The sequence below is a fragment of the Pedobacter sp. PACM 27299 genome (genome assembly GCF_001412655.1).
Taxonomy (GTDB): domain Bacteria; phylum Bacteroidota; class Bacteroidia; order Sphingobacteriales; family Sphingobacteriaceae; genus Pedobacter.
In genome coordinates, this window is the sequence record NZ_CP012996.1 from 742,315 (window position 1) to 757,459 (window position 15,145).

At 40.5% G+C, this 15,145-nt stretch carries 12 protein-coding genes and 1 pseudogene; 3 read left to right on the forward strand and 10 right to left on the reverse strand.

Annotated features, from left to right (window positions below; all coding sequences use genetic code 11):
* Positions 1–9 precede the first annotated feature (9 nt).
* The 4 genes from AQ505_RS03105 to AQ505_RS03120 all read right to left on the reverse strand — a co-directional run bounded on the left by AQ505_RS03105 (position 10) and on the right by AQ505_RS03120 (position 5,606).
* On the reverse strand, positions 10–2,655 hold the full coding sequence (locus AQ505_RS03105; RefSeq protein WP_082461395.1) for a TonB-dependent receptor: 2,646 nt from the start codon (positions 2,653–2,655) through the stop codon (positions 10–12).
* Between the two features lie 106 nt (positions 2,656–2,761).
* A complete protein-coding gene (locus AQ505_RS03110) occupies positions 2,762–3,766 on the reverse strand; it encodes a FecR family protein (RefSeq protein ID WP_062546833.1) in 1,005 nt (334 codons plus the stop codon).
* A gap of 35 nt (positions 3,767–3,801) precedes the next feature.
* Complete coding sequence (locus AQ505_RS03115) at positions 3,802–4,410, reverse strand: RNA polymerase sigma factor (protein ID WP_062546834.1); 609 nt, start codon at positions 4,408–4,410, stop codon at positions 3,802–3,804.
* Positions 4,411–4,475: 65 nt separating this feature from the next.
* A complete protein-coding gene (locus tag AQ505_RS03120) occupies positions 4,476–5,606 on the reverse strand; it encodes a metallophosphoesterase family protein (RefSeq protein ID WP_062546835.1) in 1,131 nt (376 codons plus the stop codon).
* A 221-nt stretch (positions 5,607–5,827) separates the two neighbouring features.
* Between AQ505_RS03120 and AQ505_RS03125 the strand changes: the two genes are divergently transcribed.
* On the forward strand, positions 5,828–6,286 hold the full coding sequence (locus AQ505_RS03125; RefSeq protein WP_062546836.1) for a GyrI-like domain-containing protein: 459 nt from the start codon (positions 5,828–5,830) through the stop codon (positions 6,284–6,286).
* A gap of 67 nt (positions 6,287–6,353) precedes the next feature.
* Entirely contained in the window at positions 6,354–8,396 is a 2,043-nt protein-coding gene (locus tag AQ505_RS03130; protein ID WP_062546837.1) for a M13 family metallopeptidase, read from the forward strand.
* 109 nt (positions 8,397–8,505) lie between these two features.
* On the opposite strand, the gene AQ505_RS03135 is transcribed toward AQ505_RS03130, so the two are convergent.
* From AQ505_RS03135 to recJ, 4 genes and pseudogenes are all read right to left on the reverse strand, one after another.
* Positions 8,506–8,934, reverse strand: coding sequence for a CBS domain-containing protein (locus tag AQ505_RS03135; RefSeq protein ID WP_062546838.1), 429 nt, complete (start codon positions 8,932–8,934; stop codon positions 8,506–8,508).
* Between the two features lie 71 nt (positions 8,935–9,005).
* Positions 9,006–10,519 (reverse strand): annotated as a pseudogene (locus AQ505_RS03140) (GH3 auxin-responsive promoter family protein).
* 19 nt (positions 10,520–10,538) lie between these two features.
* On the reverse strand, positions 10,539–11,273 hold the full coding sequence (gene lptB / locus AQ505_RS03145; protein WP_062546839.1) for an LPS export ABC transporter ATP-binding protein: 735 nt from the start codon (positions 11,271–11,273) through the stop codon (positions 10,539–10,541).
* A 41-nt stretch (positions 11,274–11,314) separates the two neighbouring features.
* On the reverse strand, positions 11,315–13,015 hold the full coding sequence (gene recJ, locus AQ505_RS03150) for a single-stranded-DNA-specific exonuclease RecJ (protein WP_062546840.1): 1,701 nt from the start codon (positions 13,013–13,015) through the stop codon (positions 11,315–11,317).
* Positions 13,016–13,189: 174 nt separating this feature from the next.
* On the opposite strand from recJ, the gene AQ505_RS03155 reads away from it, so the two are divergent.
* A complete protein-coding gene (locus tag AQ505_RS03155; RefSeq protein WP_062546841.1) occupies positions 13,190–13,954 on the forward strand; it encodes an MBL fold metallo-hydrolase in 765 nt (254 codons plus the stop codon).
* Here AQ505_RS03155 and AQ505_RS03160 read toward each other — a convergent pair.
* Together AQ505_RS03160 and AQ505_RS03165 are read right to left on the reverse strand one after the other, a co-directional pair.
* Positions 13,941–14,357 carry a response regulator gene (locus tag AQ505_RS03160; protein ID WP_062546842.1) on the reverse strand — a complete coding sequence of 139 codons (417 nt, stop codon included), beginning with the start codon at positions 14,355–14,357 and terminating at the stop codon, positions 13,941–13,943. The two genes, AQ505_RS03155 and AQ505_RS03160, sit on opposite strands and share 14 nt — an antisense overlap.
* Positions 14,358–14,501: 144 nt before the next feature.
* Entirely contained in the window at positions 14,502–15,092 is a 591-nt protein-coding gene (locus AQ505_RS03165) for a YceI family protein (RefSeq protein ID WP_062546843.1), read from the reverse strand.
* Between the last annotated feature and the right edge of the window lie 53 nt (positions 15,093–15,145).

A 15,145-nucleotide genomic window follows, 5' to 3' on the forward strand; every position in this document is an offset into this window, starting at 1 on the left:
GTAGGGTCTTTAAAATTTGAAATCGTAAGAGATGGAAGGAACGAACCTAAACAGACTGGTTTTTACCGCTTCTGTTATGTTTGGTTGATTTTCATTCTCACGGAAAGCGATTCTGTAAGCATTTGCTCTGCCATAAGCATTGTACAAGCTAAAGCTCAGTTCAGAAGAGAAGTTTTTTCTCTTTTTCAAGATATGGGTAGCACCAACATCCAATCGGTGATAAGCAGGCATACGGTCTGCATTTCTCTCGGAGTAATAAAAATAACTTTCTCCAAGTAAGGTATATTTCGCATTAGGGAAGGTTACGGCATTTCCGGTTGCAAATACCCAGTTGGCAGAGAAGGACCATTTCTTGTTCAGCTCATATAGAGCCACAATGGAAATATCGTGCGTCCGGTCTTGTCGGGTATTGTACCAGTCATTGTTGTTGATGCCATCTACCTGTCTTTCTGATTTAGAAAGGGTATAAGCCAGCCATCCGGTTAGTTTTCCTGTTTTCTTCTTCAACAGCCATTCCACACCATAAGCACGTCCTTTACCAAAAAGCAATTGCGTTTCTATCGGTTTATTGGTATAAATATCTGCCCCATTTCTGTAGTCGATCTGGTTTTTTAAGTCTTTGTAATAGGTTTCTATGGTCAACTCATAACGGTCTCCGCTTAGGTTTTTATAATAACCTAAGGATACCTGATCGCTAAGTTCCGGTTTAATGATGTTCGTACTAGCTGTCCACCTGTCTATTGGCGAAGCAGAATTGGAATTTGAAATCAGGTGTAAATTCTGTGCATTACGTACATAAGATGCTTTAATGGCTGCAGATTCAGAAAGTTGGAAGGAGGCTGCAATTCTAGGTTCCAGATTCACATAAGTTTTCACCACTTCTCCTCTTTTGTAGGTAGTTTCTGAAGTCACCTGCCCGGCAGGGTTGATGTCATAGTAAGTGCCTTTACCCAGAATACTGAACGCGGATAAGCGCAAACCATACGTTAAGCTGAAACCATCAGAAACTTTCCAGGTATTACTCGCATAAATTGCATTCTCTAAAGAGTAGCGGTTTTCCAGATCTTGAGAAACCATGCCTGAATTACCTTCTGCACGTACTTCTCCTGGTTTAATCGTATGAAAAATAGAATTTAAACCAAAACTCAGTGTGTTGTTCCCATTGATATACCATTGCAGGTCTTCTTTGAAGTTCCAGTCTCTGATTTGAGAAAATAGGGATAAAGAGCTTTCATCTTCTTCGGCCTTGATCTTATAATTGTAATTACTAAAAATCAGGGAGGTATTGGAGAATAGTCTGCTGTTGAACAAGTGATTCCAACGGACAGTAGCCGTCGCATTTCCCCAGTTGATTCCGGCCAGCTGATCGGCAGCCAATACATCTCTTCCAAAATATCCGGATACGAAGATCCTGTCTTTCTCGCCCAGAATATAATTCGCCTTCGCATTTACGTCATAGAAATAAAGACTGCTGCTATTAATCGTGGAGTCATTAGAAAGTTTCAGGAAGGCATCCAGATAAGTTCTACGGGCAGAAATGAGGAAGGAAGACTTCTCTTTTTGTATCGGTCCTTCTACGTTTAAGCGGGCAGCAATCATTCCGACACCACCGCTGACGCCAAATTTCTGAAGATTTCCATCGTTCATTTTTACATCCATCACAGACGATAATCCACCGCCATATTGTGCAGGCATGCCACTTTTATAAAGCGTTACATTTTTAATTGCATCAGAATTGAAGGTAGAAAAGAAGCCTAAAAGGTGGGAAGCGCCATATACTGGTGCTTCATCCAGCAGGATCATGTTCTGATCTGCACTGCCTCCGCGGACAAAAAAGCCTCCAGAGCCTTCTCCTGCAGATTTTACACCTGGTAAAAGCTGCAGTGTTTTGATTACGTCACGTTCTCCAAGTACCATCGGAATATTTTTCGTTTCGGTCAGGTTGATGCGTTCCATTCCCATCTGGGGATTTTCAATGTTTCTCCTTGCGCTGGTAGAAGTGATGCTCACTGTTTCCAGTTCATTGGCATCTTCTTCTAAAAGAATATTCAAGCGCATAGGCCCATTCAGGTCGACTGTTTTCGTCATACTGCGGAAACCAATGGCCGAAACTTCTATTTGCTGTGTTCCTTTTGGCAAGCTGATCGAATAAAAACCATATTCATTACTTAAGGTCGCCACTTTAGTTCCAGCCCATCTTATGGTAGCAGCGATCAGCGTTTCTCCGGTTTTAGAAGAAGAGATCGTACCACTTAAACTGTACTTGTCTGCGCTCTTTGCCGGATTTGCCGCCGGATCGGCCATCGGCTTTTTTGCTTTCGTCGCGTCATATTGCAGGTGAATCTCCTGGTCCAGCGCATTGAATTTAAAAGGCTGACCAGTAAGTGCCATCGTCAGCACCTCATTTAAGGTTTTATTTTTAGCCTCTACAGAAATCTTTACCTTACTATTGGCCACTTGCTCATTGTAAGTAAATTTCACCTGTGTCAGTTTACTGATCTTGTCCAAAGCAGTTTTTAAAGGTTCTTCTTTTAGGCTGATGCTCAATCGCTTTTCTAATGGTGTTTGTGCATGAGCCTGCATTTGTATCAGGAGTAGGAATAGTAACATCAAGGCAACAACTGCCAGGAACCTTTTAGGTCCGTATTTTTTCATAACTTTATATTAAATGTTGATTTTATTTGCCCTTAAGTTCTCAAGGCTGGGGCATTTGAAATTTATTGAGGTAATTGTCCGGTCTTCTTTTCTAGAAACCGGACATTTATTTTGTGATTACATACTGCCCTCCATTTTTTTCCCAATTCGTTTCCATAACCGTGCACAGCTTTTTCAAGGTTTGTACCAGATCAGTGTTCATGTTGAGATGACCATAGAAACGATGATTTTGTAATTCTGGAGCAAGGCTGATCTGCACTTGATATTGCATTTCCAGGTCTTCTGCCACTTCAGAAAGCGGCGTTCCTTTATAATCGAAGAGCCCAATCCGTCTGTCCAGGAGATCTTTGGCATCCGGGAAGTTTATAGTACTCATTTTTTCTTCTTTCTTATTCACAGATACGCGCTGATTGGCGGTAATAATGGCTTCTGTAGTTTTTCCATTTGCATCAAATGATACGGCGACCTTTCCAGTCACCAGCGTAACATTGATGTCTTCCTGATCGGCATAGGCCGATAAGCTGAAACTTGTACCCAAAACACGGGTGCTAACCTGTCCAGATTTGATGATGAAAGGATGCTGAGTGTCATGGGCCACCTCAAAAAAGGCTTCTCCATCCAGGCTCACCAAACGATGTGCTCCTTCAAAAGCAACCGGATAAGTTAATTTACTATGTGGACTTAGCCATACTTTTGTGCCGTCCGGAAGCTGTATTTGCCGACGGCTGCTCGTTACACTGGCAATTTCCATTTTTGCAGCACCTCCAATACTTTGCTGCAATTCAGCACGGTAAAAGTAAATTCCGCAAAATAAGAGCAATACTGCTGCAATTGCTGCTGCATACCTAAACATCGGATATAACTTTTTGGCTGCAGCCGAATTAGTTATTGCGGCGACTTTTTGCTGGCTTTCCTGTGCTAGGAAATAAGGAATTAAACCCGTTTCCGGTGCCATCGGAGTCTGATCCCAAGTTGTAGACAATAAATTTTGGAGCTGGTCAGCCTCTTTCCCTTTTTGGATAAGGTTAAAAAAACGGTTCAGTTCTTCCGCAGTACAGCGGTTGCTTAAATACAGTTGATATAGATGCGCTAACTCTTCTTTTTCTTCCATGACTACTTACTATACAACTGTAAGCGCAGGTAGGACTAGTTGGAATGAAAATAATTTGAGGAAGCAAGAATAAAACAGATGACCCCACCATTTTTGCGGACATAGTCCCGGACAAATTTGCTGGCTTCCACCATGTGGTTTTTCACGGTGTTTTTAGAAATACTCAACTTTATGGCGATTTCCTCATGGCTCAGTTCTTCTGTGCGCACCATTTGATAGATTAGTTTCTTTTGCGCAGGAAGCTGTGCAATGGCTTCTTCATAGATCTTTCTCAGCTCTTTTTCGAGCAATTTATCTTCCGCGCGACTGTTATTCTCGGCTATACGCAGAAATACTTCTTCCTGTAAAGCCTTTTCACGGGCAATCTTTTTCAGGTGATTGAGCACATGGTTTAACGTAATTTTCTTAATGTAACCCTGAAAAGAAAAATCGGTATTGATCTGTTCATGTTTTTGCCAGATCCTGATAAATACTTCTTGTACAATCTCTTCGGCCGTATCAGCTGATTTGCTGAGCTGATACGCATAGCTATACACCTTATTTCGATACTGATTGTAGATTTTTACAAATGCAAGCTCATCTCCCTCCTTCAATTTAGTGAGTAGTTCTTTGTCCTCCAGTTGCTCCGATCTTTGTATCTCCATGAATATCCGGCTCAATGTTAAAAAAAATAAACAAGAAAACAGAAGAGGAGATCTTTAATCGCTGCTTACCTGCCGGTAAGATCTACTATAAATTCATCGAATAATCTAGCTTCATGGTCGTTATTCTCAGTATTCTTACCAGAAAGGGTGTAATATTCGCCCTTGATAGTAAATTTAAAAGGTGTTTTTTCAATGGCAATTCTGAGGAAGCCATGCTTGTTGTCACAATAGTTTTCCAAGACCACCTGCTCTAGTAACTCGTTTTCCGTTTGGTAATCTGGTTCCTCCGGATCTGCCAAAGCATGAAGTTCGTCGAAACCACCCGCACCTGCAACCACAAAAGGAAGGGTTTTTCCATCCGGATATTGCTTGGTAAAACGCTGGTAATTGTGCACATGACCGCTGAAAATCAGATCTGGCTTTACACCTGCCGCTTCAAAAGAAGTTTCTAAAAATTCTACCATCGGCATGCTGGAGCCATGATTTACATCCGCCGAATAGGGCGCATGGTGCATACATACAATGATTGCCTTTTCAGAGCTATATTTCGCAGCATGTTTCAGCTCTTTTATAAACCAGTCCTGCTGCTCTTTTTTTATGCAGCCAAACTTCGGTACGTTGGTGTGGAGGCCGATAATGGTAGCTAATGGGCTTTCCATTGTCCAGTATACATTGGGCTGTACCTGACTTTTTCTGCTGATCCCTGATCCGAAATGAAGCGTAGCAGGGCAGGTATTGCAAAATGCGGTGTAGAAAGCTTCCAGAGGTTCGTAATGTTCGCTTGAATTTGGATTCACATCCGTATCATGGTTTCCGGCAATCGCGTAAATAGGGCCGGGATAGCTTTCATAAGGTTTCAAAAACTGATCTTCATATTGATCTGCTTCTCCATAATGGTAAACAAGGTCTCCTAAATGATATAAAAAAGCAGGACGCTCTTCCGGGCAGGCCGCTTGCAAGTACTGCTGGGCCATTTGGCTGGCGATCTGTTTTTGCAGATCAGGCTGTTTGAATCCGCCGGTATCTCCCACCATATGGAATACCATTGCCTGCGGTCTAGGGTTATCCGATTTTACTTCCAGATTTAAGCGGTAAGGATAGCTTCCTGTTGGTGATGGCAATGGCTGGAAAGTATGACTGTCATCTACCGGATTTTTTTTAAAAACTGCTTTATAAAGAATCTTTGTACTGATCATCGTCCTATGTTTTTGATTTACTATGAAGTTATAAGGCTCATGTTAACTGAGCATTAAGGATTAAATATTTAACGTAAATTTAAAGGAGAGGTCATACCGGCTGCCATATTTCTATCAATTGTTGACATTGTAATGTTAAAAATCGAATAGCCCTGACATACAGCTGTCATTAGCCCCTTTAAATTTGCAGTATAAATCATTAACGCATTAAAAATTAAAAAATGGAAAAAGTAACATTAACGCCCTTCTTTGTAGTGGGCATTTCAGTGGAGACCAGCAATGACCCAGGTAAAGCAGCTATTGATATTCCTGGGTTGTGGGCCAGGTTTATCGGCGAAAATATTGGGGCAAAAATTGTAAACAAACTTCGTGATGAAATATACAGTATTTACACCGACTATGAAGGCGACTACACCAAGCCCTATACCACTGTAATCGGTTGTGCAGTTCCAAATCTGGAAGAAATTCCTGAAGGAATGCGTGGAGTGACTATTGCTGGTGGTTCTTATCAAAAGTATGCGTTGAAAGGCAACATGCAGGAAGGATTAGTTTTTAATGCCTGGCTAGACATCTGGAAATCAGGAATATCGCGTGCTTATACCACAGACTTCGAAGTCTATGGCGCCAAAGCACAAAACCCGGAAGCAACAGAAGTAGATATTTTCATCGCAGTCAGCTAATTTCAGCAGGCTAACCACCGATTCCATATCTTTTATTAAATTTGATATATACCTATATTATTTTTATATGATAAATATCAAAAAATCGATTGGAATCCAAGTGGTTGCAGGATCTATGTTGCTGCTTTCTGCCTGCAGCAGTTCCGATAAAAACAAGGAATTGCACTCTGGAATTGTCCTTAAAAACATGGATACCACTGTTGCTCCTGGTAACAATTTCATGGAATACGTAAATGGAACCTGGATTAAAAACACCAAGATTCCTGCGGATAAGTCTTCTTACGGCGCCGGTGCTATTGTGAACGATAAGGCACAGGAGGATGTGAAAGCCATCATCGAGAATGCAGCCAAAGACAAAGCTGCAGAAGGATCTGATCAGCAAAAGATCGGTGATTTTTATGAGTCTTATATGAACATGAAAGTACGTGATTCCATAGGATTAGCACCAATGCAAGCGGAATTTAAAAAGATTGATGGCATTACTTCCAATAAAGATCTTGCTGCTTATTTCGCTTATGCGAACAAAATCGGGAACTATATTCCTTTTAGTGTAGGGATCATTGAGGATTTTAAAGACCCTAAAAAATATATGCTATACACCTGGCAAGGTGGTTTAGGTTTACCAGAAAGAGAATATTATTTGCTTCAGGATGCTAAATCAAAAGAAACACGTGCCAAATATGTAATGCACATAGAAAAGATGTTAGGACTTGCAGGTGTTCCTGATGGGAAAGCAAAAGCCGCTCAAATCATGGCATTAGAGACTTTATTGGCTTCTAAACATATGAAAAAAGAAGAAACCAGAAACATGGCCGGCCTTTATAATAAGTATGCCATCAAAGATTTGGGTAAATTGACTCCTGATTTTGACTGGACTACTTTATTGACGGAAGCTGGTGTTAAAGGTCAGGACAGTTTGGTAATCACTCAGGTAGCTTATACGAAAGACCTGAATGCGATCTTCAAAAGTACCCCATTGGATACCTGGAAAACCTATTTGAAATGGAGTGCATTGACAGGAGCTGGTTCGGCACTGACGACTGCAATTGACGAAGAGAATTTCGATTTCTATGCAAAAACACTTTATGGTGTAAAAGAACAAAAACCAAGATGGCGTAGAGCAGTAGATGTGGTGAATGGCAGCCTTGGTGAAATGGTGGGTAAATTATATGTAGAAAAACATTTCCCGCCTGCCGCAAAAGAACGCATGCTGAAACTAGTGGACAACTTGTTGAAATCTTATGAAACCAGCATTAAAGAACTAGACTGGATGAGTCCTGAGACTAAAAAACAAGCTTTAGTGAAAATCAGTAAATTCACTCCGAAAATCGGATATCCTGATAAATGGAGAGATTATTCTTCTTTAAAAGTAGTGAAACATGACCTTTACGGAAATGAGAAACGTGCTGCTGAGTTTGAGTACAACCGCAACCTGAACAAATTGGGCAAGCCAGTAGATCGTTCAGAGTGGGGCATGACACCACAAACGGTGAATGCTTATTACAACCCGACATTGAACGAAATTGTATTCCCTGCGGCGATCTTACAACCTCCTTTCTTTGATATGGATGCTGAAGACGCGGTAAATTATGGTGGTATTGGTGCGGTAATCGGTCACGAAGTAGGACATGGTTTTGATGATCAAGGCAGTACTTTCGACGGTGATGGTGTGATGCGCAACTGGTGGACTCCAAAAGACAACGAAGAATTTAAAAAGAGAACTCAGGCGCTGATTGCACAGTACAGCGCATTCCAGGTATTCCCGGATCTGAAAGTAAACGGTGCATTTACTTTAGGAGAGAACATCGGTGACCTTGGTGGTTTAAGCATCGCTTTAAAAGCCTACAAAACCAGCTTAAATGGTAAGCCAGCACCAATAATGGATGGTTTCACAGGTGAGCAAAGGGTATTCATCGGTTGGGGTCAGGTTTGGCTGAACAAATCAAATAATGAATCCTTGAGAAATCAGGTAGGTACAGACCCACATTCTCCAGCTAAATTCAGGGTAAACGGTGTGGTTAGAAATATCCCGGACTGGTATACTGCATTTAAGGTAACAGCGAAAGATTCTTTATACCTGGCACCAGAAAAAAGAGTTAAAATCTGGTAAGCTAAATTGAAAATTTGGTAAGCTGGAAATAGAATACCAATAAAGCAGCCGGTTCTGTACAGAACCGGCTGCTTTATTTAAAATATAATTTGTTTAACGCTTGTAAAACCTAGCTGCTGATATAGCTTTCCAGTTGAGAAATCGTCTGTTTTTGATCTTCTATGATAAATTTCACGACGTCACCAATAGAGACCATCCCAATTAATTCCTCGTCCTGAATCACCGGTAAATGTCGGATGTGTTTATCCGTCATCGTTTGCATACAATGGTCCAGGCTATCTGCTGTGGATACTGTAATTGGCAAAGCCGTCATGACTTCATGGATTGGCGTATCTACAGAGGTCTTCCCCTGAAGAATGATCTTTCGGGCATAATCCCTTTCCGTAAAAATTCCTAATAATTTACGCTCCTCCATAATGAGCAGCGCACTGATATTTTTTTCCATCATTACCTGGAGTCCATCTAGCACCGATACATCGGCGGAAACGGAAAAAATTTCAGCTGATTTAGTGCTGAGTAATTGTTTTACGGTTTTCATAACACATTAATAATTAGCTAATTAAATTTAACGAATTAAAAGCTAATTTCCAATATGTACAGCCGAAATATTTATTTAACCATCATTGGCAAAATTTCTTCTACGTAGGTACGCTCATTTGCCAATCGGGGAACTTTATGCTGTCCACCTAATTTGCCTTTAGATTTTAACCAGTTATAAAAGGTGTTATAAGGTGCATTGTGCACTTTGGGTCTGCGGAGTGCCATGTCTTTAAAACGCTTGGCATCATAGTCTGAATTTACTTCACGAAGTGTGGCATCCAAAATGTCGACAAATTTTTCAAAATCATTAGGTTGCTGATCAAATTCTATGATCCATTCATGGCCTCCAACCTCTTCTCCTTTAAAATAAATAGGGCAGGCGGTATAATCCTTAAAGACGGCACCGGTTTCGGTACAAGCCTTACAAATGGCCTGTTCTGCATTGTCGATAATGACTTCTTCGCCAAAAGCATTGATGAAATGTTTAGTGCGGCCAGTAATTTTAATGCGGTAAGGGGACAGACTGGTAAATTGTACGGTATCACCAATCATATAGCGCCAAAGGCCGCCATTGGTAGAAATGATGATGGCGTAATTCTTATTGAGCTGTACCTGGTCTAAAGATAAGGTATCTGGATTTTCGCTATCCAGCAGTTCAATGGGTAAGAATTCATAGTAAATGCCGTAATCCAGCATCAATAAGAGTTCATCAGAGTTGACTTCATCCTGAATCCCGAAAAATCCTTCCGAAGCATTATAAGTTTCCAGATAATACATCTGGTTACAAGGGATCAATTCTTTAAACTGTTCTCTATAAGGTTTAAAATTTACTGCACCATGGATGTAAAGTTCCAGGTTTGGCCATACTTCCAGCAGGTTGTTCTTACCAGTAATTTCCAATACCTTTTTCGCTAAAACCAGTGTCCAGGTAGGTACGCCAGCGATATTGGTGACGTTTTCTTTGATGGTCGCCTCTGCCATCTTTTCCATTTTCTCCTCATAATTGTCCATCAGGGCAATGGAAATGTTTGGCGTCCGGTAATATTCGGCCCACATCGGTAGATTTTTGATTAATACGGCTGATAAATCACCATAAAAGGAATCTTCATTGAGCTGATTGATCTGGTGGCTACCTCCCAGTACCAATCCTTTTCCAGTTAAGATCTGGTTGTCCGGACGGTTGTTGCAAAAGATCGATAACAAATCTTTTCCACCTTTGAAATGACATTCCTGTAATGATTCTTCGGAAACCGGAATGAATTTACTCCGGTCGCTGGTGGTGCCTGAGGATTTGGCAAACCACTTAATTTCTGTAGGCCAAAGGATATTTTGCTCGCCTTTGAGCATCCTTTCTATATATGGTTTTAAGGTATCGTAGTTTTGTATGGTTACCCTTTGTTTAAACTGTCTGGGGATAGAATAGAACGGTAGTCATATTTGGTTCCCCATTCTGTATCAGCAGCACTGGAAATCAGTTTCTGAAACCATTCCTCCTGTACATCATGTGGATATTTCATGAAAAGCTCAATCTGATGGACGCGCTTTTTCATATACCAGGTAAAAATCGAATTTACTATAGCCATGTGTTGGGGTAATAAAGGGTTATAATTTTTTAGTACGGAGCACGAAGTTCGAGCCCAGGTATACGCGTCTAACCATCTCATTGGCAGCGAGCACTTCTGGTGTTCCAGATTCTAATATTTTACCTTCAAATAGTAAATAGGCCCTATCGGTGATGGAAAGTGTTTCCTGCACGTTATGGTCGGTAATTAAGATACCTATATTTTTTTGTTTTAATTTATGAACGATGCCTTGAATTTCTTCTACGGCAATAGGATCGACTCCTGCAAATGGCTCATCGAGTAAGATAAAGTTCGGACTGGCGGCCAATGCTCTTGCGATTTCCGTTCTGCGGCGTTCTCCACCGGAAAGTAGATCGCCCCGGTTTTTACGCACCTTATGCAAGCTGAATTCATTGATGAGCTCATCTAGTTTTTCATGACGTTCTTCTTTCCCCATTTTAGTCATTTCCAGGATGGCCATAATGTTATCTTCAACAGATAGTTTTCGGAATACAGAAGCTTCCTGAGCCAGGTAACCAATCCCTTTCTGAGCCCTTTTGTACATGGCATCAGAAGTGATGTCTTCGTCATCTAAAAAAATAGTGCCTTCATTAGGTTTGATCAAGCCCACAATCATGTAAAATGAGGTGGTTTTTCCCGCACCGTTAGGCCCAAGTAAACCCACAATTTCTCCTTGGCTCACAGAAAATGAAACGTCATTTACAACGGTTCTCTGTTTGTACTTTTTGATTAGATTCTCAGCTCTTAATATCATTTATATCTTAATCTCAAATGTTTATATGGTACGAATGATCGCTAATTAATTTTTATTCCTTTGATGTTTAACTGCAAACGTCGCTGTTCTCTCCAAATGTTTTCTTCAATAGTATAACAAATAGAAAAGGGTTTGTTTGATTGCAAAAGGCTTTCATATTCTGCCAGGCCAAATCCAATGCTTTCAAAAATAACTGAATTTTGTTGTTTTATACTCAATTTTAAATGTTTTGTAGCAACAACATGTGGCTTTGCCGCCAAACTCAGTCCATGGCTCACAAAAACAGGTGCCGGATTGTGTGGTCCGAAGGGTGCCATCTGTGAAATGATGCGTTGAAACTTGCCGTCAATCTGTGAAAACTGAAGCTCGGTATCAATCTTGATTTTCGGAGAAAGCATATCTTCAGTAATGCTGGAAGACACAATTTCTTCAAATCTATCGGCAAAAGCATCAATATTTTCTGGCTTCATGGTGAGGCCTGCTGCAAACTTATGTCCACCAAATTGAATCAGTAAATCCTGACATCCCAATAAGGCTTCATACAAGTCGAAACCAGGTACCGACCTTGCTGATCCCGTCAATAATCCATTCGACAAAGTAAGAACGATGGTTGGGCGGAAATATTTTTCCGTCAAGCGGGAGGCCACAATCCCAATCACTCCTTTATTCCAGCTTTCATGGTAAATTACTGTAGTCTTTTTATGAATTAAAATGTCACAGTCGGCAATTCTTGCGAGTGCTTCAGCGGTAATCGTATGATCTGTTGTTTTTCGATCTGTATTTTGCAGGTTGATGAACTCACTTTGTTCCAATGCCAGGTCGTCTTCTGTACAAAGCAGCATTTTTACGGCTTGATTGGCATGGTCCATTCTGCCGGCAGCATTGATTCTTGGTGCCAGAGAGAAGATCACATCAGTTAGGGTGTAATCTTTGTTTTTCCCAGAGATTTTCATCAATGCCCGTAATCCCATGGAAGGGTTGGTATTCAATTTAACGAGCCCATGGTAGGCCAATATCCGGTTTTCATTTTCAATAGGCACAATGTCTGCACCGATACTCACCATCACCAGATCCAGGTATTGTTCATATGCTGCTTTAGGTAATTGGTGCTGGATACTATAAGCCTGCGCCAGTTTAAAGCCAATACCACAACCCGCAAGTTCTTTAAAAGGGTAGGAGCAATCCAGGCGTTTAGGATCTAAAACAGCTATTGCTGCGGGTAATTCATCGCCTGGTAAATGGTGGTCGCAAATGATAAAATCTACGGATAAACTATTGGCATAAGCGATTTTGTCTACTGATTTAATTCCGCAGTCCAGGGCAATGATCAGGGTAATTCCTTGCTGTTTCGCGTAATCAATACCGGGTGTTGAAATCCCATAACCTTCTTTATGGCGGTCGGGGATGTAATACTCAATAGTGTCGGTAAATTGGCTGAAGAAACTATAGGTCAGCGCTACAGAAGTAGTACCATCCACGTCATAATCACCATAAACCATGATTTTTTCTTGATTGCTGAGGGCAAGGTCAATCCTGGCGATGGCCTTATCCATGTCTTTCATCAGGAAAGGATCATGTAGTTTGGCCATATCCGGCCTGAAATAATCTTTTGCGGCATCAAAAGAAGCGATGCCTCTTTGTACTAAAACTTCGGCTAAACTCTGATCTATATTTAATTGCTGTGCAAGTGTGTCTATGGTTTCAAAATCATCATTTACTGCCTGCACCCATATTTTTTCCATTAGTGTCTCTTGTATTTTTTTCGAATTATCGATTCTTGCAAGGAAGATTTGTGAATTGCGCCGACCGCTGTTGGTTTTGACGCTGGTATGAAGCGGATTTCAGCCAGGTTCCCTATCTTTGCAATGAATCGTAAATATATCATTTAATTATTTCTTCTTAAAATAACTACGCCATTGCAAGTATTCACTTTGTTCGAAGGCACCTATTCTGTAGATGCCACCAAAAAATTTTTACCATTTAACCCTGCTGTAGATCAGCCAAAAGACCGTCCGGCTTCTCTGTTTATCAATGTACAACCATTTTTAGTAAAAATGGAAGATCAGTTGATTTTGCTGGATACCGGATTGGGCTATAGCAATGAAGATGGGCAATTGATCTTGCATGAAAATATAAAAAAAGCGGGTTTTGATCCGGAAGATGTGACCTTGGTATTGATGTCTCATTTACATTTCGACCATTCAGGTGGGATGATTCATCATGTAGGCGACAAGATGGAGCTGAGTTTTCCGAATGCTGTCTATGTGATTCAGCGCGGAGAATGGGAGGGTGCTTTTACTAATCCTTCCTCTTCTTATCATACCGAAATTTTTGAATTCCTGCAGCGCAATGCACAATTGGTATTTATTGAGGGTTCCGGACAATTTACAGCGGAGATCAGTTATGAATTAACTGGCGCACATACGCCTTTTCATCAGACCTTCTTATTGGATGATGGCACAGATAAAGTGTTTTTTGGGGGTGATGTTTTGCCTGAGCCGGAAGAGTTACTCAGGAAGTTCATTGCCAAATATGACTTTGATGGCAGAAAAGCAATGGAACTTCGGGAAGTTTTCGGGGAGAAAGCAGCTGCGGAAAGCTGGAACTGTTTATTTTACCATGGCAAATCCAGGGCTACAGGCTTCGTAACTTTAACCGATGGTCAGTTTAAGATTCAATAGAATTCTGCTCAATTATTTTAAATAGCTCAGTCAGGCGTTCAATAGAAAGGGGTTTAGAGATAAACCCTTTCACACTTTGATAAGTCTTCGCTTTTTCAATATCATTCTCATATACCGAAGAAGACAGCATATACATGTCTATTTTTTGATTGATATTTAACTGTCCATAAGCATCCAGGAATTCCCATCCATTCAGTACCGGCATATTAATGTCGATCAGCACCAAATGCGGCAATGGTTCCTGTAAAGAAAGCATCATGGTGATATAATCAATCGCCATTTGTCCATTAGTCTTGGCGACCATTTCTACGTTGAACCCCGTTTTTTCTACTATTTTTTTTATAATGAAGATGTTAATGTCGTCATCATCAATAACAAGTAGCTTAATTTTTGAGGTCATCATAAATTTCAAAGGGTAACTGTAAAATTGTTGTGTGTAATATATAAAGTTATGAAATATGTAGCTATGGTAGAAGCGGTATCTGTTATGTTACAAAAAAAAGGCCACTATACGATAATGGCCTTTTTTTATATGAAATAAATAGAATTATTTTTTTGCTACCAGTTTAACCGAAAGCTCAAATTCGTCATTGATCATTTTATTTCCGATTTCTGGGAAAATGGTTTTTGACCTGAATTTGATGTCATATTTAGTTCTGTCAACGATGATTTTGTCGGCAGTTGCAGTTACTGAACCGTCAGCATTCCAGGCTAAAGTAGCAGGGAAACTAATTGGTTTTGTAATGCCTTTGATGGTTAAGTCTCCATTTACAGTTACAGCAGCGCCATTTCCGGTTACATTTTTAATCACAAATGTTGAGGTAGGAAATTTGTCGGCACCAAAAAAATCTGCATCCTTCAAATGTTTTTCTAAATTGGCACTATTGTCGGCATCTTTAATGCTGTTCATATCCAATACAAAATTACCAGCAGTTAACTTTTTTCCAGTGAAGGATAAAGCACCTGATTGTAAGTTGATCGTGCCATTGTGACCGCCTGTCAATTTTTTTCCAATCCAGGTGATCGAGGATTTCGAAGCGTCTACTTTATAGGTATCCGCTTTAAACACCGGAGCAATAAATGCAGAGGTAGTCATCACTACTAAAAGCAGTGCTAATGAGGTTAATTTTAGTTTCATATCCTTGTTTAATGGTTGAGTTACAGGCCCGTTTAGACCTTTTAATATATTTA